Source organism: Nocardiopsis sp. ATB16-24 (assembly GCF_030271535.1).
Classification (GTDB): domain Bacteria; phylum Actinomycetota; class Actinomycetes; order Streptosporangiales; family Streptosporangiaceae; genus Nocardiopsis.
This window is the reverse complement of sequence record NZ_JASCXJ010000014.1, coordinates 60,331-83,361: the sequence shown is the minus strand read 5'-3', so window position 1 is coordinate 83,361 and position 23,031 is coordinate 60,331. Positions and strand designations below refer to the sequence as shown.

The following is a 23,031-nucleotide window of genomic DNA, read 5'->3' as shown; positions in this document are numbered from 1 at the left end:
TTGGAAGTCAGAGATGTGAGAGTCCCTGATCTTCTAGCGGGCTCCGTTGCTTGTTGGTGGGGGCTTCGACCGGATTGCTACAGGGCTGTAATCAGCGCTGATGGGTCACGATCCCGACTTTGAAACAGCCCTGGGGCCGCCCGGGGTGGTGCACCGCACCGGGAAGCGACTCAGAGGTCCACAGCGGTCGCCTGTCGGGAGCGGACACCACCTGGATGTTCATGCCGTGCCGTTGGTGTTTGCCGGAGGAGAACGGCCGGTCGGTCGCCACCTGATCGCAAGCAAGGAGGGTCCCGTCGACGATCACGTACGCCCAGCCTTTGCGACGGGCGCGGCGCAGCCCCTGTTCCAGGGTGGGCGCCTGCTCGGCCAGGAACCGAATGGTCTCATGCACGTACCGCCAGGCAGTGGTGGTGCCGATACCGAACCCGGCCGCGAGGTGGGTGAACGGCTCACCCTTGTACAGGTGGACCAGCACCAGCAGGGCCTGTTGTGCCGGATCCAGGCGCCGCCACCGGGACCCCGTCCTCTTGCGGTGGGCGCGGATGGTGCGGGCGGCCAGGTTCAGGGTGCGGCGTGACAACGGCAGCGCGGAGCGGTAGAACAGCATGCAGAGCCCTTGGTGTGGCAGGTTCTCGTGGTTGTTAACCCACCTACCAGGGGCTTCTTGCTGTCCAGAAGAGACTCGGAGAAACCGGTACAGGGCTGTGACCTGCACCTTCAGGATGAAAAGGGCTCACTGTTTCTCCGCTCTGAAATTTACCAATATCGAAAAACAAACTCCCTAAGAGCTCATCTCAAAAGCCCTGCGAGGTGGCCCTGTGCCTGGCATGATCACGTGCTGTGAGTGATGTGTTGCCCGATGGGCTCTGGGAGATCGTCCAGCCGCTCCTGCCTCCCGCGCCGAGGACCGGCCGACCGCGTGTGGATCAAAGAGCCGTGTTGACCACGGTGCTGTTCGTCCAGGCCTCCGGCTGCTCCTGGGAGAAGGCCGACGGCCTGTTCGGCGTCACCCGTGCCACCGCCCACCGCTGGTTCCAGACCTGGACCCGGATGGGCCTGTGGCCCAGGATCCACCGCACGATCCTGGATGAGCTGGGCAGAAGCGCCCTGCTGGACTGGTCCCGCGCCACCGTCGACTCCCAGTCGATCCGCGCCAAGAGAGGGGGAGAGCACGGGGCCAAACCCCACTGATCGCGGCAACCCCGGCTCCAAGCTCCACCTGCTGTGCGACAACCAGGGCCTGCCGCTGACCTGTGCGGTCTCCGCAGCCAACGTCAACGACATCGAGGCACTCAAGCCTCTGGTTCGGGGTATCCCGGCGGTGCGCTCACGGCGAGGCCCCCGGCGGCGGCGTCCCGCCAAGCTCCACGGCGACAAGGCCTACCATTCGCGGGCTCAGCGCCGCTGGCTGCGCGAACGTGGCATCGGGGTGCGTCTGGCCCGTCCTGGCATCGAGTCCTCCCAGCGTCTGGGACGGTACCGGTAGAAGGTCGAGCGCTCCATCGCCTGGTTGGGCTCCTACCGCAGGTTGAACGTGCGCTGGGAGCGCAAGGCCTCCACCTTCCTGGCCATGCTCGGGATCGCCTGCGTCCTCATCTGCTACAAGCATCTGGCCAAGCATGCTGATGGCTTTTGAGATGATCTCTAAAGGCCACTCCACCACCCGCAACCCTATTCGTCTAAGTATGCGGAAATTCGCAACACTGCCACTGCCTCAGCAACTCCTGAAAATTCTACACTTTCAGACTCCCCGCCAAAATAAACAACCCCCTTCTTCCGAATCGAGAGAGAACAAATCGGATTCTCCGAAAATCGCACCACACTCACCTCACTGACACCGATAAAAGAAATTTCAAACTGGACAGTATTCAAGTTATCTCGACGCCATTTTTCCGGAGGGTTTTTCGGGAACCCTGGAAGGTCAAATTTAATTTTGACCACTGGACCATCCATACTCATGCATATCTCGTGGATCTTCACCTCCTCCAAGACTGGCAGCACGCCTCCGTAAATAGCACGAACCCCTTGCGGATTACTTAGGGCATCCACCCAACTAGCCACAATTTCCCCTAATATTCATAATGCTGGGCCGTGCCAGGAACTTTTCCCGTCCTAGGATTATCAAACGGCCGAGCATTGAAATGAGGACCTTGGTCACCAACCCCCCCTTCGCCATAATAGTGCCCGGCGGAATGGTCTTGAATAATAACCTTATCTCCATTGTTCCTCTTAAAAATATACTCGCGAGTAATAATTGGAGATCCGTTGGCTCCCATAATTGCCCTGCCCGACCGATCAGTCATAGGCACCCTCCGAAATTCATCCGGATGTTGGCTATTTGGGACACCAAGATCTCTCTTCGCCTCTCTAAAAGCCGATTTTCGACTTGGGAGTACCTTCGAAGACGGATCACAATTGTGGTTGAGGACGTCCAGCGAACCAGCGGCCACGTGGTAGGTGTGGACGCCCTGGACGGTCAGGTTATGAACCGTCGCGGTCTGCGTCCAGACCTGCGCCGCGGAAACCTGCACCCAGGTGCCTGCCGAGGTCTGCAGCCACATCCCCGGCACCAGGTCGACCGCGTCGACCCACAGCCCCAGGTCCGGCACCCAGAACGGGTGCCCGTCGGTCGCGATCACCACATCCCCGGCCGCCACCGGCCCCGGGATCCCCGACCGCTCGTCCTCGGCAGCGCTGTCCTCACCGGCGGCCTCGCGCTCGGTGGTCGGATCCACGGTGATCTGCACCAAGGTCTTGGTGCCTTCACCGTTGATGGTGGCCAGCACCGTCCGCGCGGTCTGCTCCCCCGTCTCCGGATCAGTGGCCAACACCTTCTCGCCGACATCGACCGCCTCGATCGGCTGGGTCGATCCGTCGGCCATCACCACCCGCGTGCCCGGAACAAAGCTGTTCCCGATCGGGCAGCTCACGTTGTCCAGTTTGCGGTTGGCCTTGACCAGGTCCCTGACCCCGTCGACCAGGTCACCACCGAGCCGGGCGATCTTACGCCCCAGCTCCGCTGCCTTGCCCCACCGAAGCCCGTACTTCGCCGCGATCTTGGCCGGCAACCCGCCCACGAACATCAACGCGACGTTCAACGCGGTCTCACCGCACGCACCCAGATCACCAGTGGTGAAACACTCCAACCCCGCAGTGATCCCCAGCTCGTCCGCGACCAACTGGGCCAACCCGGTGGCGGCCTTGATCAGCTTGCGCTGGGCCTCTTCCTTCTCGGCCTTGGCATCCAGATAGGCCTGGGAGTACTGCGCCTGGTAAGTCGTCCTACCACCACCGCTGGAGCTACCACCGCTGTTCTTTCGGGTACGCGGTGAGGGTGTGGAGACCCAGCCCGACCATCCGGTCTTGGGGTCGTAGTAGTTCGTGCGCTCCTTGCTGTAGTCATACATCCCACCCGGGCGTGTGGGGGTGGACGGAATGATGAGGTAACCGCCGGGTCCGCACACGTCGATGCACAGCATGCTGCGGCCGTCGGGGTCGGTGAAGGTGATCGGGTTGTTGTTGGCGTAGGTGTAGCCGTGCATCTGCTGGAAGTCGGTCAGATGCATCACCGGGTCCACCGAGATGAACCGGCCCAACCCTGGATCGTAGGCCCGGGCGCCGATCTGGGTCAGTCCGGTGGAGGCGTCGAGCGTGCCGCCCACGAACCCCCGGTCGGAGGGCCACTGCCCCTGGCTGCCACGGTCGGCGCCGAACGCGGTCATGTACCGGTGGGTCTCCTCACCGGTTCGGGCGTTGACGGCGACCTGTCCGGTACCGTGGCGGTCGGAGTGGATCCAGGACAGGGTGCCGTCGTTTTGGCGTATCGCGACGGTCTCTCCGGCGAAGGAGTAGAACCGGGTGGCCTCTTTGAGCAGGCTCTGTTTGTCCAGGCGCAGTTCCATGCCCGCCAGGTACAGGGTTGAGGCGTCGGGGTCGTGCCTGATCAGGCGTTGGCCGTCGGCGTCGTAGACGTAGGAGGTGGCCGAGCCGTCCTCTTCGGTCACCTGGGCCAGGTTGCCTTCGGCGTCCCATTCCAGGTCCTGGTCGCGGGCGGCGGTGGTGCGGCCGGTCATGTTCCCGGCCTCGTCGTAGGAGTACTCCTCCAACCGGTCGCCGCTGGGGCCAGTCTGTTCCACCCGGGCCAGTGCCTGGGAGCGCAGTCCGGCGGCGTCGCCGTGGGTGTAGGTGCGAGTGACGTTGCCGGTGGGGCCGTGTTGGACCTCGCTGGTGCGGTTGCCCAGAGCGTCGTAGGCGTAGGAGTGCCAGTAGGGGGCGGCTCCGCCGAGTGTGTCCACGGTGGGTTCGGCCGCGCAGGCCTGTTCGCCGGTGGTGTCGGGGGTCCATACGTCACTCATGCGGCGCATGTGGTCGTAGGTGAAGCACTGCACGTCCGGCTGCAGGTGGTCGGCGGTGGGTTCGTTGCGCAGGTTGAGGACGTTGCCGGCGTCGTCGTAGGTGTAGTGCTGGTTGACCAGGGATCCGACGACTCCGCGTTCGGGGATCAGGCTGGTCTGGGACATGCGGCCGGTGGCCTGGTCGTAGTGGCGGGTCAGCCAAGTGGCGTGGGTGCCGGAGGCGCCGATGTCCATCGTGCGCTGGGTCATCTGGCCCAGCTTGTTGTAGACGGTTCCTGCGACGTAGCCGGTGAACCCGGACATGTGGGTGGGCATGCCGAGTTCGTTGTGGGAGTAGGCCACCGTTTCCCGGCCCAGACCTCCGGCGGCGGGCAAGGTCTGGGACTTGATGGTGCCGTCGGGTCCGTAGTGGGTGGAGAAGCGGTAACGGCCTGAAAGCCCTGGTTCGCTGGAGGGGATGAGGACCTCGGTCGTGATGGGCCGGTAGAACCGGTCATAGGTCACTACCCGGTTGGTGTAGGCGTTGCCGTCCACGTACCGAGTGGAGGAGGTCAGGTGTCCCTTGGCCAGGGTGTCGTAGACCCACTTGGCGCGCAGGGCCCCGTCGGGGGTGTCGTCGTGCAGTCCGACTTGGCGGCCGAGGGCGTCGTAGGAGTAGGCAAGGGTCTGGCCGCGGGCGTCGGTGGTGGTGACCAGCTGGTCGAGCTGGTTGTAGGTCATCGTGGTGGTGCCCGCGACGGGGTCCTCGGTCTGCACCAGACGACCGCGCAGGTCGTAGGTGTGCCTCCAGGTGTTGCCCTCGGGGTCGGTGACCGTGGCCAGCTGGTCGTTTCCGGTGTAGGTGTAGGTGATGGCCTCGTAGTCGCCTTCAGGGGTGCCGCCCTCGTGGGTGCGCACTTCCACCAGACGTCCTTGGGCGTCGGTGAGGGAGGTGGTGGCGATACCGCCGGCAGGCGGGGTGAGCAGGGAGCGGTCCCCGTGGTACTCGGTGCTGGTGCGCCAGCGTTCCTCTCCGAAGGCCACATGCAGGACGTCGGTGGCTCGGCCGGCCCCGTCGTAGATGGTCTCGGTCTGGCGCGGGATATCACTGTCGTTGGCGACAACCAGCAGCGTGTCGCTGGGGTCTTCTGCGTTGTAGTAGGCCTGGCGTTCCTTGACGACCTGCCCGCGGGTGTCGTGGAAGGTGTCGGTGATCACCCGTCCTCCGCCCGGTGCCGGGGCCTGTGTCTGCCGGGGGCGTAGGAACGCGTCGAAGATCTCGTAACCGATCGTGTACTCGGTGGGGCTTCTGAGTGTGTGCGTGACGATCGAGGTTGGTGCGTCTTGGCGGATGTGGTATTCGAATTTGGCGGTGGGCCTGTCCCCCGCGGCCTGGTCCCGGTCGGGCAGCCATACACCGGTGAGTCGGCCGAGCGGGTCGTAGGCCATGGTCATCGTCCGACCGTTGGCGTCGGTCTCGGCCACGGGCAGCCCACGGGCCGAATCCACGAGTGTGGTGGTGGTGTGCCCGAGGGGGTTGGTCTCGGTGACCGATTCCGGAAGCCCGGCGGAGGTCTGGGTGTAGTCGGTGGTGGTTACTCCACCTGAGGCGTCGGTTTCGGCGACGGTGTTGCCGAAGCTGTCGAACTCGGCCTCTTGAACCATCTGGTAGACGGGTTCTCCGCTGGAGTAGGAGTCGAGTTTCTCGGTGCGGCTGGGCAGTCCTCGGTCCGGGGTGGCTCCGTGTGCCTTGCCGTCGTAGGACACCCGTTCGTCGGTGAGGACGTTCTCAGGTCGGTCGGGCGTCTGTTCGCAGTCGACGGCCAAGGTCTCCTTGCGGGAGACGAGGTTGAGGATCCAGGCGTCGGTGTTGCTGACGTAGGTGGTGTGGACGCACTTCTCGTCACCGGCCACGTCCACGTCTCCGTGATCGCGGGTCCTGGTGATGGCGCCGGCGTCGTTGATGGTGTTGTCGACACGGGTCTGACGCCAGGTGCCGTCGGAGAGGAGGGTGAAGCTGTAAACCCGGGAGGTCTGGATCATGTGGGCGCTTTGTGTGCCCCAGCCGTGTGTGACCTCGGCGGTCTTCTTCCGCCACGGTGTGGTGATCTCCCGGGAGATTTCCTCTCCGCCCTCACCGTTGCGGATGATGACCTCGCGTAGGGTGCCGTGAAGCTCCTTGTGGTCGGTGTGCTCGACCCCGCGCGAGTCGGTGATGGAGACGCTGCGTGTACCGCTGGGCTGTTTGTCGCCGTCCATGCCCTGGAAGTACAGGTACTCGGTCTCGGTGCGTTCCTCACCGGGGTGGCCGGTGCGCACGATGACCCGGTCATAGCCGCGCCAGTCGGCCCAGGTGCGGTACTTGTCCTTGACCATGCCGTCGGCCTCGGTGTACCGCCAGGCCGGGGTACCCACGTAGTCGTAACTCGTGGTGAGGGTGGGCTGGTCGGTGACCAGGTCGAGCTCGTTGACCTCGGTGACCACGTACTTGTGGAACCAGTCGGTCAGTTCCACCCCGCCCTCGGGGGTCCACTTCACCGGATAGCAGCGTTTGGTGTTGTCATGCGGCTGCGGGGTCTTGCCCGGTTCGCACTCGGGTTCGGAGTAGGTGATGTCCAACTGTCCGCCGGACTCGGTCCTGACCTCGGTGATCCGCCAGCGCAGCATCGGCGCGATGTCGTCGGTGGGCGAGTCCACTCGGTTGGGCAGTTGTGTGCCACCGAAGGTCACCTTGGGCAGCGTCTCGCTGCCGCCCACGTGGCCGGTGTGTTCGATGGAGTTCAGCCACAGTGTCGGGCCGGTACCGTCTCCGGCTTCGGGGAAGGAGTGGTCGAAGGCCCAGGTGTCGACCTTGGTGTATTCGCCGTCCTGGCGGATCTGCGTGGTGATCGCGTCGAGCTTCTTGGTGGACCAGAAGGTGGGCGAGTGCCGTCCCGCGCAGGAGGTTCCGGACTTACAGTCCTGGTCCAGGGGCACGTCGGGCCAGTGCTCGGCGTTGCCCGAGGTGCGCTTTTCGGGGGCGCAGTCGAAGGAGTCGGTGACCAGGCACCGCTCGGAGGTGGAGAACACCACCCTCGCCGGAGCGGTGGCGTAGACGTCGTCGCTGCGCAGCCCGTACTCGATGCGCTTGATGTTGGCCGCACGCACATACGGGGTGGCGGTGTTGGTGAGATTGCGGCCGTAGTGGTTGGTCTCGGCGTCGTAGTAGAACGTCATGACGTTGCCGTGCACGTCCACGACGTAGTCCAGGTTCCACTTGTAGGCCTGCTGGCACCAGGAGTCGGAGAAGTTGGACTTGTAGCAGGGCTGCCCGGACGCGGCGGCGTAGACGGGCATGGTCTGGGCCGACTTGGTCTCGGGGTCTCCGGTGGACCAGCCGGGCAGGCGGTTGCGGCCGAAGAAGTACTGGGTGCCGTCGGTGGTGGTGACCTTCCAGTACTCACCGTTGTGCGCACCGTTGGTGGCGCCGGTGAGCCGCTCGACCTTGGTGCCGTCGTCGTTGGACAACCGGTAGCTGCCGTCGGAGTGCTTGATGAGCGCACCGGAGTGGCCGCTCATGGACAGGGTGACATTGTCGGTGTTCCAGCACAGGTCGCCGGTCTGGTGTCCGGAGTCCGCACAGGCGGCGTAGCGGCGTTCGATCGATCCTGGGGCGTAGGAGAACCCGTCCCCGAGCCAGGAGGTCTGGTTGTTGGAGGTGGCGATACGTCCGTCGACACCGCCGGAGGAGTAGCTCAACCCCACCGACGGGGACAGTTGGCTGGGCGCGGGAGGCGCGGTCAAACCATAGGACCAGGAGAAGTCACCCGACTGAGTGTTGACGTTCCAACTGGAGGAAGCGGAAAGCTGGGTGGCACCGTAGTCGCCGTTGCCGCCGGAAGGAGCGGAGGTGACGGCGAAAAGCGCACCTTGGGCCGGTGCCGCGCCCACCACGGCGGACAGGCTCTGTTCCTGGACGCTGTTGTCGAGGAGGCGGGGCGCGTCGAAGGCGACGGTCTCCTCCGCCGCGCAGGAGTCGTCCAGGACGCAGGGGTCGAGTTCGATGACGCGCAGGCGAGAGGCGTAGTCACCGCCGAACGCGGCGGCGAAGTCGGAGTAGTCCACCTCCATCTGGACCGGGGCGAGGGTGGGTGAGTCGTCGGTGCGGGTGATCTGCACGAGCAGGCCGTTGATCCCGGCTGCCTCGGCGGCGGATTCGTCCAGGACCTCGACCTGGACCGATTCGACCGGTTCGGGAGCGGCGAAGGCGTCCACCTCCGGCGGGTGCTCCTCGGAAGCGACGGGTTCCCTGCGCATCCCGTCCCGCGGGGCGGTGGGCTCCTCGGGCTCGGCTGAGGGGTCGGCCTCGTCTGGAGTGTCCGTGTCGGTGTCGGGGAAAGGAGTTTCCGCCTCAGGGTTCTCCTGGGCCTCTTCTTCCGCAGCGGGTTCTTCCTGTTCGGCCCCCTCTTCTTCGGTCTGGTCCTCCTCTTCAGGCGCCTGTGGTACCCACTCCTGCCAGTGCTGGGGGACCTCCCACTCCTGCAGCTCCTCGCCTGTCACCGGCGTGATCGTGACCGGCGAATCCTCTTGGGCATCCAGGGTCTGGACCCGGGCGCCGTTCAGGGCGACCTCGCTGGAGGAGGCCTCAGGCCAGTCCGCTTCCTCCGGTTCGGTCAGAGCCGCCTCGGCGATCGCGTCGCTTCCCCCCGTGGCCGAGGGCAGCAGGTCGTGCCCCTCCACCGAAGGGGTTTCCTCTGTCTCGGGTCTGGGGTTGTAGGCGTTCGCGGACGCCGGAAGCGTGTTCAGCAGTCCGGCGGCCAGAACGAGGGCGAGGGAGTAGGTGATGCCTCGGCGGATCGGTCCGGGGCGGGCGGGGGTGTCACTGCGCGGGGTCACAGTCATCCTTCTGTTCCCCGCCTGGGCGGCGGGGGATGATCACAGGGGTGGGGGTGGGGTCGGAAACGCTGTCAGCCCTGGGCGTCGGGGAACTCCCCCGTATGCACCTGCAACAGGTCGCGGTCGTTGAGTACACCCTGGTAGGCGTGGGCGTCGTCGATGTCGCCGGTCCAGTGGTAGGTGTTGGCGCCCTGGTGTTGGGCGCTGCCGATCCGGAGCGGTCCGTCGGCGTGCCAGGCGTGGTCGACGCCCACCCGTGATTCCTCGAGGCCGTTGACGTAGAGCACCAGTTCACCGGTGGTGTGGTCGTAGACGCCGGCCAGGTGGGTCCACTCCCCCAGCCGGGCGGTGGTGGTGGAAGAGGCGTAGGTCCACCCGGCCGAGCCCGAGGTGGGGGAGTCGTCGTGGGGGGCCATCTTGAACGTCCACGCTCCGTTGGAGCCCTGGTAGCCCAGGTGGAATCCGCTTTGGAAGTGGCCGGTCTGGCTCACGGCGGAGGTGTTGACGCCCTCCCCCGTCTCGTCCAGGCGCACCCAGGCCGAGACGCTGAAGCTGCGGTCGGTGCGCAGGGCGGGGCCGGAGGCCTCGATGTGGTCGCTCTCCCCGTTCAGCCGCACCCCGGGGGATGCGGTGATGCCGTTCTCGGCCACGTTCCACGCGGTGTCCGGGTCGGCGTGCAGGACGGCGTCCAGGCCGTGGTCGGTGGAGTCGGCGACCGCTGTGCCCTCGTACTCGTCGAGCATCCACCGGCCCTGGGCGGCCACCGGGCGGTTGGCCAGGCGCCACACCTCGGATGTGGTCTCCTCCACGCTCACGGTCTCGTCCAGCACCAGGCGGTCCCAGATCTTGACGTCGTCGATCGCGCCGGGCCAGTAGTAGTTGCCCGCACCCTGGAACAGGGCGCGTCCCACCGTGAGGGGTCCCTGGGCGTTCCATGGTCCGGTGTGGGTGGCCGTGCCCTGTTCCACACCGTCCACGTACAGGGTGATCTTCCCGGTCTGCTCGTCGTAGGTGCCCAGCAGGTGAGTCCACACCCCCACCTGAGCGGGTGCGGCAGAGGTGATGGTGGCCCACTGCCGGGAGCCGTCCCAGTACTCGTCCTCGGGCGACATCTTGAACACCCACTCACCCGTGTTGCCCTGGTAGCCCAAGTGAAAGGCGCTCTGCTCCTCACCCTCCTGGGCGACGGCGGTGTGATGGGCATAGGCGCGGTCCAGCTTCACCCACGCCGACACCGAGAAAGTGCCGGAGGTGTCCACCGCGGAGTGGTCGGCGTTGATCTCGTCGTAGGGGCCGGGGTCGCCGTCGGTGTAGCCGCTGGTGTGCACGGCGGTGCCTTCCAGGCGCGGGGTGGGGTTGGTGTCGGGGTTGTCGGTGGTGCCGACCCGTCCACGCACCCATTCCACCCCGTCGGAGAGGGTGGCGCCTTGGCCAGGATTGGCGGTGTCGGCGGCGCGGTCGCCCTGGCCCTCGTCGAAGGCGAAGTGGGCCACCGGGTCGGTGGGCGCGGCGACCAGGAAGGAGTAGGCGAGCACGCAGTCGGAGGAGTTGCCGAAGGCGTCGACGGTGCGGGCGTAGACCCAGTTCGGTCCCTCCAGGCGCGGGGTGAGGGTCACCGTCACCGGTCCACCCGGTTCGTCGGGTTCGGCCTGGTGGACGCAGGAGTCGTCGTTGAGGGCGTAGAAGTAGCTCTGGGCACCCTCGACTCCGTTGTTGGTGAAGGTGAACTCCCCGGGCAGACCGGGTGAGCCGTGGAACTCCTCCCCCAGCGGATAGTCGGTGGAGGCGACCTCGGGTCCCTGTTCGGGGCGGGAGGTGTTGACCATCAGGTAGCAGTAGGGCGACCAACCCGACCAGGAGGTGCCGTCGTTGGCGTTGGCCCGGTAGGCGATCAACACGTCCTCGGGAAGAGTGCTCGCACGCACCGACTGGTAGGAGCCCGAGGACCACACGGCCACGTTGCTGGAGACGGTGTCCACCTCACCCACCCGGGCGCCGTCCACCCACCAGGCGAAACGTGTCTTGACCTTCTGGCGGTTGGCCGAGGTGGAGTCGCGGTCGCGGACGTAAGCGGTGAAGGTGGGCCGGGTCTGGTTGATCAGGCGCGGGTTGTCCGGATCGGTGGAGCAGGTACCGCCGTGGGAGTCCGACAACTGGGTGGGGATCTCGGGCGGGTTGTTGTAGTCCACCTGCAAGGTCGGGTTGGAGGCGAAGCGCCGCCAGTCCCAGTTACTGGAGGACTTGGTCTCGTTGCCACGCAACCCCAGGGTGGTGGTGGCATTGCCCGCGTCTCGACTCCACACGTATCCGGCGGTGGCGTTGAACTCCACCGTCGGCGAAGCACCGCCGGAACAGGCCGCACGGCCGGCGTTGATGGTACGGGTGTCCAACCGAGTCTTCCAGGCCGAAGTCTGGGAGTTCCAGGTGGTCGAGGAGGTGATGGCGTTGGTGCGCCACAGCTGCACCTGGGCGTTGGTGCACCCGTAGGCGTGGGTGACCTTGGCGCGGAACGTGGCTCGGGTGATGTCGGCGTTACGGGTGCGCGAGTCGATGTTGAACCGCCAGAACGCGCGCTTGGTGCTGCCCTGGCTGGGTTCGTATCCCACGCCCGGGGTGTGGGAGGTGGCATAGTTCCAGTACGACTGGCTGGGGAAACGGGCGTTGACGTAGGTGCGTCCCACCCTGCTGACCGCCACCGAGGGGTCGATGTAAACCGGGTACTGGGTCTCGGCGTCACCGAGCATGGCCGTGTCGGGAACCAGACGGATGCTGTTCGGTGTCAGGTCCACGTCGAGGAACTCGGTGCGTGCGCCCATGGGGGCCATCACCGTGGGATCCTCACCCGTCTCCTCGGCGCCGGCCGAGTCCCACATCGCCGGGGCGACCGCGGTGAAGACACTCTCTTGCCCCCGGTCTCCGATGGCTTCGAGGATGCCGTTGTCGGCCAGGCGCATGGTCACCCCGGTGGTGGCCAGCCCCATCTCCAGTTCGGCCAGATCCTCGTGCTGGGCGGCTTCGGGGGTGTGCACCACCAGGACCTGGCCGAACCCGTCCACCCCCGCGGTCAACACCAGGTCCACGTCCGGCAGGACATCGGCGTAAGTGGCCTGAGGGCCGTCGATGGTGGGTGCGGGCAGGTCCTCGCGCCAGCTGAGTTCGACGGAGTTGGAACCGATACCGACCCGGGCCAGAGCCTGTTCCCCGCCTCCGGAGAAGGCGATGTCGGCCACGGCCGCCCGAGGGCGCAACGTGCCGTCGGAGGCCACGACCAGGTCGGTGTCGACCGGGGTCCACCCTTGCCGTCCGCGTACCCGGACCGGGTGGGCGGCCTGCTCCATAGTGAAGCTGCCGTCGGGGTTGGCCAGGTGCCGGGTGGTCTCGGTGGTGGCGGCCGTGATCTCGACCGGCTCACCGCTCTCCTGGGCCAGGACCAGAGCTGTCTGCTCGCTGATCGCCTCAGGGGTGGACGGGATGGGGTCGGCCTCGGGCTCCTCCTGCGCCAGGGCAGGTGCGGACAGGGCAGACAGCAGGAGCACCGGCGCCGTCAAGGCAGCACCGAGTGCCCGTGCGCGGCGGGACATGGCGAGCGCTCTCTAACCCAGGGCGGGGGATCACCTAGCGGGGTTCCGTGCCGTCGGGGCACGGGTGGTGGTTGTCCTGGGACGAGGGAAGAAGTTAGCCGGCCGCAAGAAAAAGCACCATAGGTGACACACGCCACAAAAAATCCCCCATGGGTGAATAACGTGCACTTATGGTCCTAGAAGGGGAGCCTGGCCTCACTTTGGCCACATGCGGACACGCAGCTCATGTTTAACTTCGGATTCATTGACAACAGAGGCGGATCCATGCTGGGTAGGACGCAAAACCCCAGTTCCCGATGCTTCCTCCCTTAACCCGAATCAGATCGTCCAGCACGGGCCACACGGTTCGCTTGCCTGCTCTCCCTGCCGTATCCGGCAGCGCGCTCGCGTAGGTGTGCGTTGCCAGAACGAGGCTGGTACAGCTCCCGGCTGCGCCGCCAGCGTGCTCCTGGGGAAGCGCTGGTGGTTACTGTCCGACTCATAGAAGTGGTGGGAGGCGATCCCGTCAGTATCCAGAGCCTCTCCTGCCCACAGAGCACCAAGGTCACCAGAAGTCAGACAGAACCTGGTGCCGGGCAAGAGCCAGCCTGCGATGTTCTCGATCCACTTCGAGGACGACCACCAAGAGCTCCCCACCCACCCTGACCCCCTCCTCCGGAGTTTCCACCGGCACTTCCGTCAGATCTCGCAGATGCACCAAACCCTCAACACCATCGGCCAGCTCAACGAAGGCACCGAACGGCACGAGCTTGGTGACGCGCCCACACAACACCTGCCCCTCTCGCACACTGTCGGCGAACACCGTGAACGGGTCAGGCTGCATCGCTTTCAGCGATAACCGGGCCTCTCCGTTCGATGTGTGGAAACCGAGGAACTCGCACGAGACACGCTGCCCGATCTGAACGATGTCCGAAGCCTTGTCGAAGCGGTGCCAGGACAACGCGGCGTAGGAGATGAACCCGACCCGTGTCCCGGTCGACGGCGATCACCTCCGCCGTGACACGCTGTCCGACCTCCACTTCCCTGGTCGCGGCCGGAAACCGGGTCCAGGAGACGTCCAACGGTCCGACCACCCCCAGCGGTCGTCCAGGAAAGCCGCCCAGGGCCACCATCACGTCGCCGTCGCGGGTCACCTTGGTGACGGTCCCGCTGCAATGCTCGCCAAGACGCACCGTTGCCAAAAAAGCTTGAGCATTCTGCTCATCCGATGTCTCGTTCATGGCGATCCGGCCTGTCAGAAGGAACCCGAACGGGCCTGCCGATGCGCTTGGCACCGCAGTCAGGGTCACCGGATCTGAGACCCACGTATGTGGCGGCAAACAGTAGGGTGCGCAGGGCGCCCCACGTGGAAAACCCTGCATCGAGGAGAGATCCGTGTCCCCTGTTCAGATCATCCGCACGGTGGCCACCGCTTTGATCACCGGTGGCGGGGCCCTCGGGCTGGTCCCCGCCGGGCCATGCGGAGCGGGCTGGTGGGCCCCGTCCAGAGGCGAGGCAGCCTTCGGATGGTTCGCCTACGGAGAGGCGCCGCCCAGCATGGTGGTCGGTGGGTGTGAGACGTCCATGGCGCCGGTGGGGTCGTGGGCGGTCGCGTTGATCGCGGTCGGGGCGGCCCTGTTGGTGGGGGTGTGGACCCACACCCAGTACCGGTCAACGGACACACCGAAGAAGTAGGCGCCCTTCCCCCGGGTGACGGAAGGTGGCTCCCTGCTCGTGGGGACCTCGCGAGGTGCCATCGGACGCCGCCAGGGGCCGGTGTGTGCTCCGTTCATGCTCCGCAGTTCCGTACTGGCACGACACCAGACGGCATCACACGGCCCCAGACGGCACGGCTGATCGGATGGGGTGGCACGCAACGGCACAGAACAACCCCAAGAGGTAGCAAAGCGCCGGACTTCTCATCCGACGGTCGCAGGTTCGAATCCTGCCGGGTGCGCCACAAAACCCCAGGTCAGACGGGGTGCGCGAGTCGAACAGACGAGGCGCTCGGCCCGGATCGAGGCCTGAAATGCTCCGTGTGTGCTCCGCAGTGCAAGGTCCAGTACAGGCGGAGGAGCACCTCGCGGAGCATTTTGCCGTTTCGTGACCCTGGCGGTTTCGTGTCGGGGGACCGCGTGTCCGCCCGCCAGCGCCCCACAGCCGCCCCGGCACCGCCTCGCACGGGCACCCGAACCCTGTGAAGCGCCTTGTCGCCCCACAGCCGCATACGGCCGGTTCAGCGAAACTTTTCACCCCGCAGGAGTTCGCGCGCCACAGTCAGATGCCATGAGCGGCGCAAGGAACGAACCAGGACATGCCGCCGGTACCGCGAATCGGTCTCGAGGCCAGGACCACCTGATCCCAGACCCGCCGCGAACTCCCGTATCTGCGCACCAAGACCTTCACCGGATCCGCCGCAACATCCTGCCCGGTCACCTGTCTGTCCAAGCCACAGGCCGACCTGCTCACCCAACTCGGCCTCCCCGCCCTGAACGGGCCATCGACCTTCAACCACACCCCGCTGACCAGCCAGAACCCCACCGCCCACAGAAACGACCATTGAACAGTCACACCCATATCTGCGCAGGCCAGAGCCCAGGTGCCACACTCTATGCCTTGCGAATTACGCAGAACAGAAGCCGTCTCAGTCCCAGGAAAGATCACGATCAGCAGGTCACACGTCCTGCCCTGGTCGGTCCAAGAGCCGAGAACACCGGATACGGTGACGCGCCAAGTCCGCTACCTACTACCGTGGCCGTATGAGCGATGGAATCCGATGGATCGGCGAGCACATCTACCAAAGACCGAACAACCGCATCCCCGGAATGCTCGGCGGTATCTCCCTCACCACGGCCCGGGACATCGACACAGAGGACTTCCTTACCTGTCTCGGTGCAGAGCCGCTCCAGCTCGACGAAGGCCATCTGTACAAGGACCGGCGATCGGTGGCCCTTCCCAATGGGGTGAAACCTGGGGACGTCAGATATGCCATGTACGGCACCTGCGGGGACTGGGTGTACGTACTGGAAGACTGGGGCAGGGCGACCTGGTATTTGTACCGTCACGGCGGCCCGCCAATGACGGCACTGGCCGGGGTGGAAACAGTCTGCTTGAGTAAAAACCAAGACGATCCACCCCCCCCATATCGCGCACACCACCCTTGAAGGCCGCATTGTCAGTGTGGAGTTCGGAGAGGACACGGGATCCGGATCAGCGCTCGATGTCGCGCTGCACGCGGCCGGGGCGGTCTTTCCGTCCGTGCGGGACACATCAGAGGACGAGCTGGAACTGTACTGGGAGCAACATATGGAAGAACTCCCGCCAGCCGTGTTCTCCGCGGTCGGGGACTACTGCGGGTTGTCCATCGGCCAGGCCGCGGTCGAAGCCGGTGACCTTCCCCTGGCTGTTCTCTTCCCGCTGTCCTGACCTCTGCAAGACTGGGAGAGGACTTTGGTATGTACCAGGCTCAAAACAAAAAGATTCTCAAGTAGTTGTACCCAGGTCAGCCTCCGAAGAGCGTGCTCCAACCTCTGAAGTGCGCGAAACGCCAGTTCTGGTACCCCAGGGAAAAGCCGCAATCAGCAGGTCAAACACTCCGGAGCGGTCAACCAAGCAGCCGAGAACACCGGATACGGTGAGACTCCAAGTCCACTGCCGACTACCGTGGCCGTATGAGCGATAAAATCCGATGGATCGGCGAATACAGCGATCAGAACCCGAATCCGAGCATCCTCGGGATGTTCGGCGGTATCTCCCTCACGACGGCCCGGGACATCGACACAGCGGACTTCCTTACCTGTCTCGGGGCAGAGCCCCTACAGCTTGACGAGGGCTATCTGTACAAGGATTGGCGATCAGTGGCTTTCTCCGAAGGGGTGAAACCTTGGGACGTCAGGTACGCCATGTACGGTACCTGCGGGAACTGGGTATATGCGCTGGAGGACTGGGGAATGGCCACCTGGCACCTGCACCGTCACGGCGGCCCACCGATGACCGAGCTGGCCGGGGTGGAAACCATCTGCGTAAGCAGAAATATGGACGACCCACCCCCTTACATCTCACACGCCACTCTCGAAGGTCACATCGTCAGCGTGGAGTACGGACAGGACACCGGCTGCGGATCAGCACTCGATGTCGCGCTACAAGAAGCCGGGGCGGTCTACCCCTCAGTACTGGACACGACAGAGGAGGAGGTGGAACTGTACTGGGAAAAGCATCAGAAAGAACTCCTGCCAGCGGTGTTCTCCGCAGTCGGGAACTACTGCGAACTGTCCATCAACCAGGCCACGGTCGAAGCTGGTGATCTCCCCGTAGCCGTTCTTTTTCCGATGTCCTGACTCTTACAGACCACGAGGGGCTACCTTATGAGAAGCCTCTCCTGGTGTTCAGAAGGTGGTGGCCATGTGGGCCAACGGGCTGCCGTGGCAGCCCCGCCTAAGCTTGCCAGAGCGGGACCGCCCGCCTACGTGAACAGGACTACCTCTGGGTATAAGTCTGGGCCCTCATCGGCCCACCCGAAGCGGCTCCCACCTGCACAGATAACGCCCACAGGATGGGCCGTTCAAAGCGGCCCACCGACCGGCGGAGTCACAGGCCCCCAAAAGGCCCAGTCACAGGCGGAGTCACAGGCCCTCGTTCGGCCCATGGCCACCATTTGCTCGCCGCAAGAGAGGACACGGGCCCGCACTACCGATGCGGCGTACAACGAGACCGAAGGGGCTGTCCCTGTATGAGGACAGCCCCGCAGACGTTACTCGGGTTCAGAGCGCAGGAGCTCGTTGCGCGCCCCACTGGCGGATCAGTCCGGCCAACTCGTCCCACTCACCAGGAAAGTTCGCATCGGCCGCTTCAGCGGGGACATCCGGCGCGGGCCTGCCTTGGCAAGAGGTTGGTGGTGCTTCTCGTCGCCGCCCGTCCCGCTGGCGTTGTTCATGGGCGACCAGGTACGGGCGCACCGTCCGCACCCTGTCTTCGTCCACACACCAACCGGACCCTGACAGCTGGGCCGGGGCATCTGATGTGTCCCTTTCACTGCCCTCTGTAAACAAGGGCCACGCTCGATCCGTGTGGGAGCGCCGCGCCTCGTCATAACGCCTCACCCATTCCGGCCCAGGAGCCGGACGCTTGGTCAGTGAATTCACGGGTTCCCGCCGTGACGGCGAGACCGCCTGTCCGTTGAGCGGCGCTGGGTGCGGAGGTGGTGGTGCGGGCCCTGCTCCGATGATCGTGGCGAGTACCGTACGCACAGCCTACCGCGCACGGCTGGCCCATCCCTGTCGGCGCCTGCGGTGCCGACCCGTAGCATGACTCATAGATCTTCCTCCTGCTGATTCCAGGTGGGGGATCACGCCTCGGGCCGGTGGTGGCTCACCACCCGAGGCGCTTTCTCTTCCGGTCTTCTCGATAGATCACGAGCTCGTGTTCAGAACCGGCCGGATGTCAATGGCTCCGAAGGTCGCCCCGCCTTTAGAGCTGCGCTTCCTCACCCCGCTCGGCACGGCGCGGCCAGCCCTGTCAGCTGGCGCCTACGTCCGCCAGAGGCAAGGCAGGCGCGTGTTTCTCAGGGGAAACACAGAAATGACAAATGATCCCACTTCAAGCATGCGAGTAAATCCGCCAGACGTGAATGGTCGCGTTCACCCGGACTGAACAGCGGTTTTGATGTTTCCCTATACTTGCGAGAAGTTTCAACCCACCAGGTTCAGAAAAGTCATAGAACCCGAAAAAGAATCCGAGCGACGGCGCTCCGCTCGGCAACCAGCCACCCCGTCACGCCTGCGATGCCCGTGGGCACGAACAACCCCCAGGCCGGGGCCCGTCCATGCCCACAGGGGCCGTGCAGATCTATCGCCCTGGCCGGACGGCTCTCACGAGCCAGGCGCTGTGGTGACCTCCCGCCAACACCTGGCCGAGCTCGGCGCGGCTCAGGACCTACGGCCACCCGCAGGGAACCCGTTCGGGTCCTGGTCCGGTGCCCTGGGTATGGGACACGGCGCCGGTTCAGCTCATCAAGCGCAGTCCCGTGTCCTGCGGCTACGGCGACGTTGAAGTCAGCAGTTCGGACACGAACCGCTTTACGTAGGGGGCCAGCCGGGCGTGGAGTTCGTCCCGTTCACTCGCTTGGATGATCTCGGCGCAGATGATCAGGTGTGCCAGATGTCCGTCGTCGGTGTCGAGTACGTCGGCGAAGACCTGGCGGACCTTCGCCGCGATCTCCGCAACGGGCAGGGCGTAGGCGTGCAGGACAGCGGCGTCGTACCCGGCCGGCGCGGCACCCCACCCCTCCCAGTCGATGATGCTCAGCGGGTTGTCGGTGAGGTTGGCCCAGTGCAGGTCGCCGTGAGCGGTCACCCATTTACGTACGGTCGTGTCGATCCCGGTCTCAGCAGTTTCGGGGATGTGGTCGGGAATGCGGTGGACGAACGCCTGGCTGAACACCTGGCGTCCCTCGGGCGTGGGAACCTCGTGGAGAGCATCCAGAGCTTGGCGTAGACCGCCCCACCAACCGGGTTCGACCTTCACAGGAACGGTGAGATCCGGGGTCGCCGACACAACTGTCCCCGATAGCCGCTCCCACAGTAGTGCTTGGAAGACCGGTCCCTCCCCCCAGGTGTATTCGCTGAGCAGGCACGGCCGAGGAACACCGTCGCCGATCAGCTCGGCGGCGAGCCCGGCCCCTTCCCATACCTTCCCTCCGGGCGTGGGGGCGGACATGACGCGGAGCCAGCACAAAAAGCCCTCAACGGTGGCGACCGGCCCGCTCAGAGTCCGGCCGCCCACACCGCGGTGCAGCGTCACGCCAGGCGGTGCGACCAGGTCTAAGGCCGCGACCGCGTGCTGCCACGCCTGTTCCAGATCAGGCTTTTTCTCCTGAGAGGAGGTCACAGATGTCCTTGAGTCGGTTCTCGGGCAACGGTGGGCGACCCGCCACCGAGGCCGCGTTCGACCAGTGCCCTGCACTCGAGGCGCTGAGCAGCATCCCGGTCAGACCGGGCGCTGAGGCGGTCACCATGAGGGCTGCCTCAGCAGGTGAGGCTCCCTCGCTGATGTGGTGGGCGAGGCGTTCGTTCACCAGGTGGACGAGCTTGCCTCCGTGGAGTGGGGCGGAGGCCCATACTTCCCATCCTGCCTCGTGTGCCTCGGCGAGGGGTCCTCTTCTGGTCAAGGCGTCCTTGATCGGGTCGATGTTGACCAGTGATACGGGCAGTTGGATGGCGGACAGGCCGGTCTCGAGGCTTCCTGAGGCTTCACGTGCCAGTCGGAGAAGGCCGGTCACACTGAACGCCTGCGTGAATCCGGACCAGGTGGCGACCCCGTACCCCGTGATCAGGCCGTCGGCGCGGGCTTCCTCCAGGACGGCGAACCCGGCCCGGATGCGATCGTGCAGCCCAGCGCGGTCGCCGTCGTGGTGATGGTCGGGGTTGTGCAGGTACACCAGGTCCAGGCGTGACCGGCCCAGTTCCAGCCGGTTCATCGCGATCTGATGGCGGACGTAGTCGGCGGCGATACTGTGCAGACCGCGCGCTTCCTCCGCCGAGAGTGCTCCATGGGACACGGCGATCTCGGCCTGACCGGGGGTCATGTGCCCGACCTTCGAGGCGATTCGTATCTCTGGGTTGGCTTGCAGGGTGGAGGCGATGGCGCTCTGGTGGGTGCCGTGCCCGTAGACGGGGGCAGTGTCGATGAGCGGGCAGCCTGCCGCAGCCGCGATGCGCACCGAGCGGGCGGCGTCGCGGCTGCGGTAGGTGCCCAGTCCGAGAAGGGTCACTCTTCGCCCTCCCAAACCAGGGCGCCGTCGTCCATCAGTCGCCGTAGCAGGGATATCAGGGCGTCTTCGGAGATCTCCGAGGCGATCCGGTGCAACTCCTTGACGGTGACCGGTCCGTGGTCGGCGAGGCGGTGGAGTACCGGTGCGGCTACCGGTGCCAGGCGCCAACGGCGTCCCTGAGCGGAGAGAACCACCTGGCCGTTCTCTTCATTCACGGAACCCCTGCGGGATGCCAGCCGCACCCGGGAAGACATCGACAGCGTCCCGGTCACGGCGACCGGCAGACTGAACGCCATTCTCGCCGGGGCCGTCTGGTTCAGATGGTCCCAGTACTCTTCGACCACCCCAGGCGACTGGAGCCGCTGAGTGATCAACTCCGCCAGGCGATAGGTCCACTCCGTCTGATCGGCCCTGTTCCTGGGGACGTCGCTGCGAACCTCGACGTGTTCGCGCATCAGTCCGCCGAGCCAGTGGAGAAAGTCCGCGCCCGTGGTCGTGTTGAGCCCGCAGGTCAGGTGCAGACTGGGCTCTCCCTCCGAAGCCGACGCGGCGTGCCAGCATCCCCGGGGAACATGAAGCACATCGCCGGGCTCCATCGTGAACTCGTCGATGGGCTCGGTGGGAGCGTCGTTGTCCACCTCCACGTCGGAGTACAGCGGTGCCTGACGGGTGGTGCCGTAGATCCGCCAGCGCTTGCGGCCTGAGACCTGCAGGACGATGACGTCGTGGTCGTCCCAGTGGACACCGAAGCCCTCCTTCGCGGTCCAGGAGGCGTAGGCGTTGACCTGGACGCGGGTGCCCAGCCATGCTTCCAGCCCGGCGGCCATGGTGTTGATGGGCGGATGCATCTCATCGATCGCGTCCACGACCAGCGTGGCGCCGTAGCGGAGTTGTTCGTGGAACAGGTGCGGTACCGGGGCGTTCCAGCTGGGCATGCGCCGGTAGGTCTGCAGCCGGGTGTACCGGTCCACGTCCACGGTCTGTCCGTCCGAGAGCCGCATCCGGGGTACGTCGAGGCGTCGGGTGGCGAGGAGCTGGTTGAGGTCGGGCCAGGTGAGTAGTTGCGCGAAGTCGGTGGCTTGGGTGGCGTTCGCCGCATAGCGGCGGTGGGTGCGGCCGAGCACCTGGGCGGGGAACTGGTCCCCGCCCAGACGGCCGCTGATCAGGTCAGCGGACACGGGTGTTCTCCTAGCGGATGCCGTCGTTGGTGTCGGAGCGGCCGGTGCCGCCGCCGTCGGAGGGCTGGTCGCCCCGGGTGCGCTCGGCCTGGATGTCCTCGACCGCGACCATCAGGTCGCCGTCGAACTGCGTGCTCTGCATCTGCGGGTTTCCCTTCATGTGTTTGCTTCATGGAGTGCGGTGACGGGTCCTGTTCCTTACAGGGGCGTGTCACCGCGATGCCTCGTGGTCGGCTGGACGGAGCCCGACCGCGAGGAGCTTTTCCTCCCCGCTCGGGTGGTCATGAGCTGGAAGAGTTCAGGGGCATCGGTGCCGGCTCCAAGGCTCCTGGTGAAGGTGGGCTTTCCTCCAAGGGCCCCTCGAACCGTGCTTTCACGGCGCTGTTCGGCACAGGTGAGTGCAAGGGGGCGGCTGGCGCGGATCGCCGTGTCGCCCCCGCCGGACTGGTGGAACGATCCGCCTGGCTCGGTGAGGTGATAGGGAGGCGCTCTGGAAGTCCAGCGCATGTGGCGCCCGAGTAGGGGCGATCGGAGGGTGTGGTCGTTGCGAGAACCGTTTCGGTGCGCAGGATCCGGCGGTGCAGTTCCTGGTCCGTGGGCGCGGCCTCGGTAGAAGGCGAAGAAGTCCCGCGAACCCGGTCCCCACATCACGATCCAACGGCTCCGGTGGCGCAGCTGGAGCCAACTGGCGGCCATGTACGGGTCGTGGTCGTTTCTGATGTCCCAGGCCACCGCGATCACCGCCCGGCCTGGTCGGTGCGGTCGGCGGGATTGCCGGAGGCGCGCTCGATGCGGTCCACCTCGAACCAGACGCTGGTGCGCCCGTCGTCGTGGTGGATGGTGCCCCACCGGCTCGCGTCCGTCGCGACCAGGTGCAGCCCGCGCCCGCTCTCGCTGTCGGGGTCGAGCGGGTGCAGGTGGGGCATGGTGATCTCCCCGTCGCGGGGGCCGGCATCGGTGATGCGCACCTGGGTACGGCCCGCCAGTTTGAACACGCTGATGGTGACCTCGCCATCCGGTCCGCCCGATCGGGTGTGGCGGATGCAGTTGTTGAACAGTTCCGAGGCGAGCAGTTCGATCGGGCGAACCTCCCAGTCAGGCAGGGAGGTCAGTGTCCGTAGGCGACGGCGCATGACCTTGGCGTAGGAGGGGTTGCCAGGAACGGTCATCGCGGACCCGATGACCTCGTCGCTGACTCCCAGCAGGACCGGGGCGCGACCGAAGGTGCGGTGGCGCGTTTGGGTAGCGAGGGAACTTCTCGCCTCCCGGTGCCGGTCTCCGTGTCCTCTGCCCGTTCCAACACGGTCCTCATC

14 protein-coding genes and 2 pseudogenes are annotated in these 23,031 nt (G+C 65.6%); 4 read left to right on the top strand and 12 right to left on the bottom strand.

All coding sequences use genetic code 11. The features are described 5' to 3' along the window. Positions 1-91: 91 nt before the first annotated feature. A complete protein-coding gene (locus PFX91_RS16015) occupies positions 92-610 on the bottom strand; it encodes a transposase family protein (protein WP_285732687.1) in 519 nt (172 codons plus the stop codon). Between the two features lie 233 nt (positions 611-843). Here PFX91_RS16015 and PFX91_RS16010 point away from each other — a divergent pair. Next, a pseudogene (locus PFX91_RS16010) lies at positions 844-1,639 on the top strand (IS5 family transposase). Positions 1,640-1,674: 35 nt separating this feature from the next. On the opposite strand, the gene PFX91_RS16005 reads toward PFX91_RS16010, so the two are convergent. From PFX91_RS16005 to PFX91_RS23160, 6 genes and pseudogenes are all read right to left on the bottom strand, one after another. Further along, positions 1,675-2,064, bottom strand: coding sequence for an Imm50 family immunity protein (locus tag PFX91_RS16005; protein WP_285732685.1), 390 nt, complete (start codon positions 2,062-2,064; stop codon positions 1,675-1,677). 8 nt (positions 2,065-2,072) lie between these two features. Continuing rightward, positions 2,073-9,218 (bottom strand): HNH/endonuclease VII fold putative polymorphic toxin, encoded by a 7,146-nt coding sequence (locus PFX91_RS16000; RefSeq protein ID WP_285732683.1) that lies wholly within the window; start codon positions 9,216-9,218, stop codon positions 2,073-2,075. A gap of 65 nt (positions 9,219-9,283) precedes the next feature. Further along, positions 9,284-12,793, bottom strand: coding sequence for a LamG-like jellyroll fold domain-containing protein (locus PFX91_RS15995; RefSeq protein ID WP_285732681.1), 3,510 nt, complete (start codon positions 12,791-12,793; stop codon positions 9,284-9,286). A gap of 544 nt (positions 12,794-13,337) precedes the next feature. Beyond that, entirely contained in the window at positions 13,338-13,733 is a 396-nt protein-coding gene (locus tag PFX91_RS15990; RefSeq protein WP_285732679.1) for a S1 RNA-binding domain-containing protein, read from the bottom strand. A gap of 64 nt (positions 13,734-13,797) precedes the next feature. Then, positions 13,798-13,905 (bottom strand): annotated as a pseudogene (locus PFX91_RS15985) (S1 RNA-binding domain-containing protein); the annotation flags it as partial. A gap of 402 nt (positions 13,906-14,307) precedes the next feature. After that, positions 14,308-14,565 carry a hypothetical protein gene (locus tag PFX91_RS23160; RefSeq protein ID WP_352231690.1) on the bottom strand — a complete coding sequence of 86 codons (258 nt, stop codon included), beginning with the start codon at positions 14,563-14,565 and terminating at the stop codon, positions 14,308-14,310. A gap of 966 nt (positions 14,566-15,531) precedes the next feature. Here PFX91_RS23160 and PFX91_RS15975 point away from each other — a divergent pair. The 3 genes from PFX91_RS15975 to PFX91_RS15965 all read left to right on the top strand — a co-directional run bounded on the left by PFX91_RS15975 (position 15,532) and on the right by PFX91_RS15965 (position 17,109). Then, positions 15,532-15,936 (top strand): hypothetical protein, encoded by a 405-nt coding sequence (locus tag PFX91_RS15975; RefSeq protein ID WP_285732675.1) that lies wholly within the window; start codon positions 15,532-15,534, stop codon positions 15,934-15,936. Between the two features lie 94 nt (positions 15,937-16,030). Then, on the top strand, positions 16,031-16,198 hold the full coding sequence (locus PFX91_RS15970) for a hypothetical protein (RefSeq protein ID WP_285732674.1): 168 nt from the start codon (positions 16,031-16,033) through the stop codon (positions 16,196-16,198). 245 nt (positions 16,199-16,443) lie between these two features. Then, positions 16,444-17,109 (top strand): hypothetical protein, encoded by a 666-nt coding sequence (locus PFX91_RS15965; protein WP_285732672.1) that lies wholly within the window; start codon positions 16,444-16,446, stop codon positions 17,107-17,109. 1,696 nt (positions 17,110-18,805) lie between these two features. Here PFX91_RS15965 and PFX91_RS15960 read toward each other — a convergent pair. The 5 genes from PFX91_RS15960 to PFX91_RS15940 all read right to left on the bottom strand — a co-directional run bounded on the left by PFX91_RS15960 (position 18,806) and on the right by PFX91_RS15940 (position 22,887). Next, the gene (locus PFX91_RS15960; RefSeq protein WP_285732670.1) at positions 18,806-19,657 is read right to left on the bottom strand and encodes an aminoglycoside phosphotransferase family protein; all 852 of its coding nucleotides are present in this window, start codon (positions 19,655-19,657) and stop codon (positions 18,806-18,808) included. After that, complete coding sequence (locus PFX91_RS15955; RefSeq protein WP_285732668.1) at positions 19,629-20,540, bottom strand: aldo/keto reductase; 912 nt, start codon at positions 20,538-20,540, stop codon at positions 19,629-19,631. Before PFX91_RS15955 ends, PFX91_RS15960 begins: the two co-directional genes overlap by 29 nt. Continuing rightward, positions 20,537-21,718: a cupin domain-containing protein gene (locus PFX91_RS15950; protein ID WP_285732666.1), complete on the bottom strand. Its 1,182-nt coding sequence runs from the start codon at positions 21,716-21,718 to the stop codon at positions 20,537-20,539. Before PFX91_RS15950 ends, PFX91_RS15955 begins: the two co-directional genes overlap by 4 nt. Positions 21,719-21,728: 10 nt before the next feature. Further along, complete coding sequence (locus PFX91_RS15945) at positions 21,729-21,860, bottom strand: hypothetical protein (RefSeq protein ID WP_285732664.1); 132 nt, start codon at positions 21,858-21,860, stop codon at positions 21,729-21,731. A 595-nt stretch (positions 21,861-22,455) separates the two neighbouring features. Continuing rightward, positions 22,456-22,887, bottom strand: a complete 432-nt coding sequence (locus PFX91_RS15940; RefSeq protein ID WP_285732662.1) for an ATP-binding protein — start codon at positions 22,885-22,887, stop codon at positions 22,456-22,458. Positions 22,888-23,031: the final 144 nt, after the last annotated feature.

Excerpts from the sequence above, each read along its gene's own strand:
- PFX91_RS16015 (WP_285732687.1), bottom strand. The coding sequence starts at position 610 with ATGCTGTTCTACCGCTCCGCGCTGCCGTTGTCACGCCGCACCCTGAAC.
- PFX91_RS16000 (WP_285732683.1), bottom strand. The coding sequence starts at position 9,218 with ATGACTGTGACCCCGCGCAGTGACACCCCCGCCCGCCCCGGACCGATC.
- PFX91_RS15995 (WP_285732681.1), bottom strand. The coding sequence starts at position 12,793 with ATGTCCCGCCGCGCACGGGCACTCGGTGCTGCCTTGACGGCGCCGGTG.
- PFX91_RS23160 (WP_352231690.1), bottom strand. The coding sequence starts at position 14,565 with ATGAACGGAGCACACACCGGCCCCTGGCGGCGTCCGATGGCACCTCGC.
- PFX91_RS15975 (WP_285732675.1), top strand. The coding sequence starts at position 15,532 with ATGAGCGATGGAATCCGATGGATCGGCGAGCACATCTACCAAAGACCG.
- PFX91_RS15965 (WP_285732672.1), top strand. The coding sequence starts at position 16,444 with ATGAGCGATAAAATCCGATGGATCGGCGAATACAGCGATCAGAACCCG.
- PFX91_RS15945 (WP_285732664.1), bottom strand. The coding sequence starts at position 21,860 with ATGCAGAGCACGCAGTTCGACGGCGACCTGATGGTCGCGGTCGAGGAC.
- PFX91_RS15940 (WP_285732662.1), bottom strand. The coding sequence starts at position 22,887 with ATGACCGTTCCTGGCAACCCCTCCTACGCCAAGGTCATGCGCCGTCGC.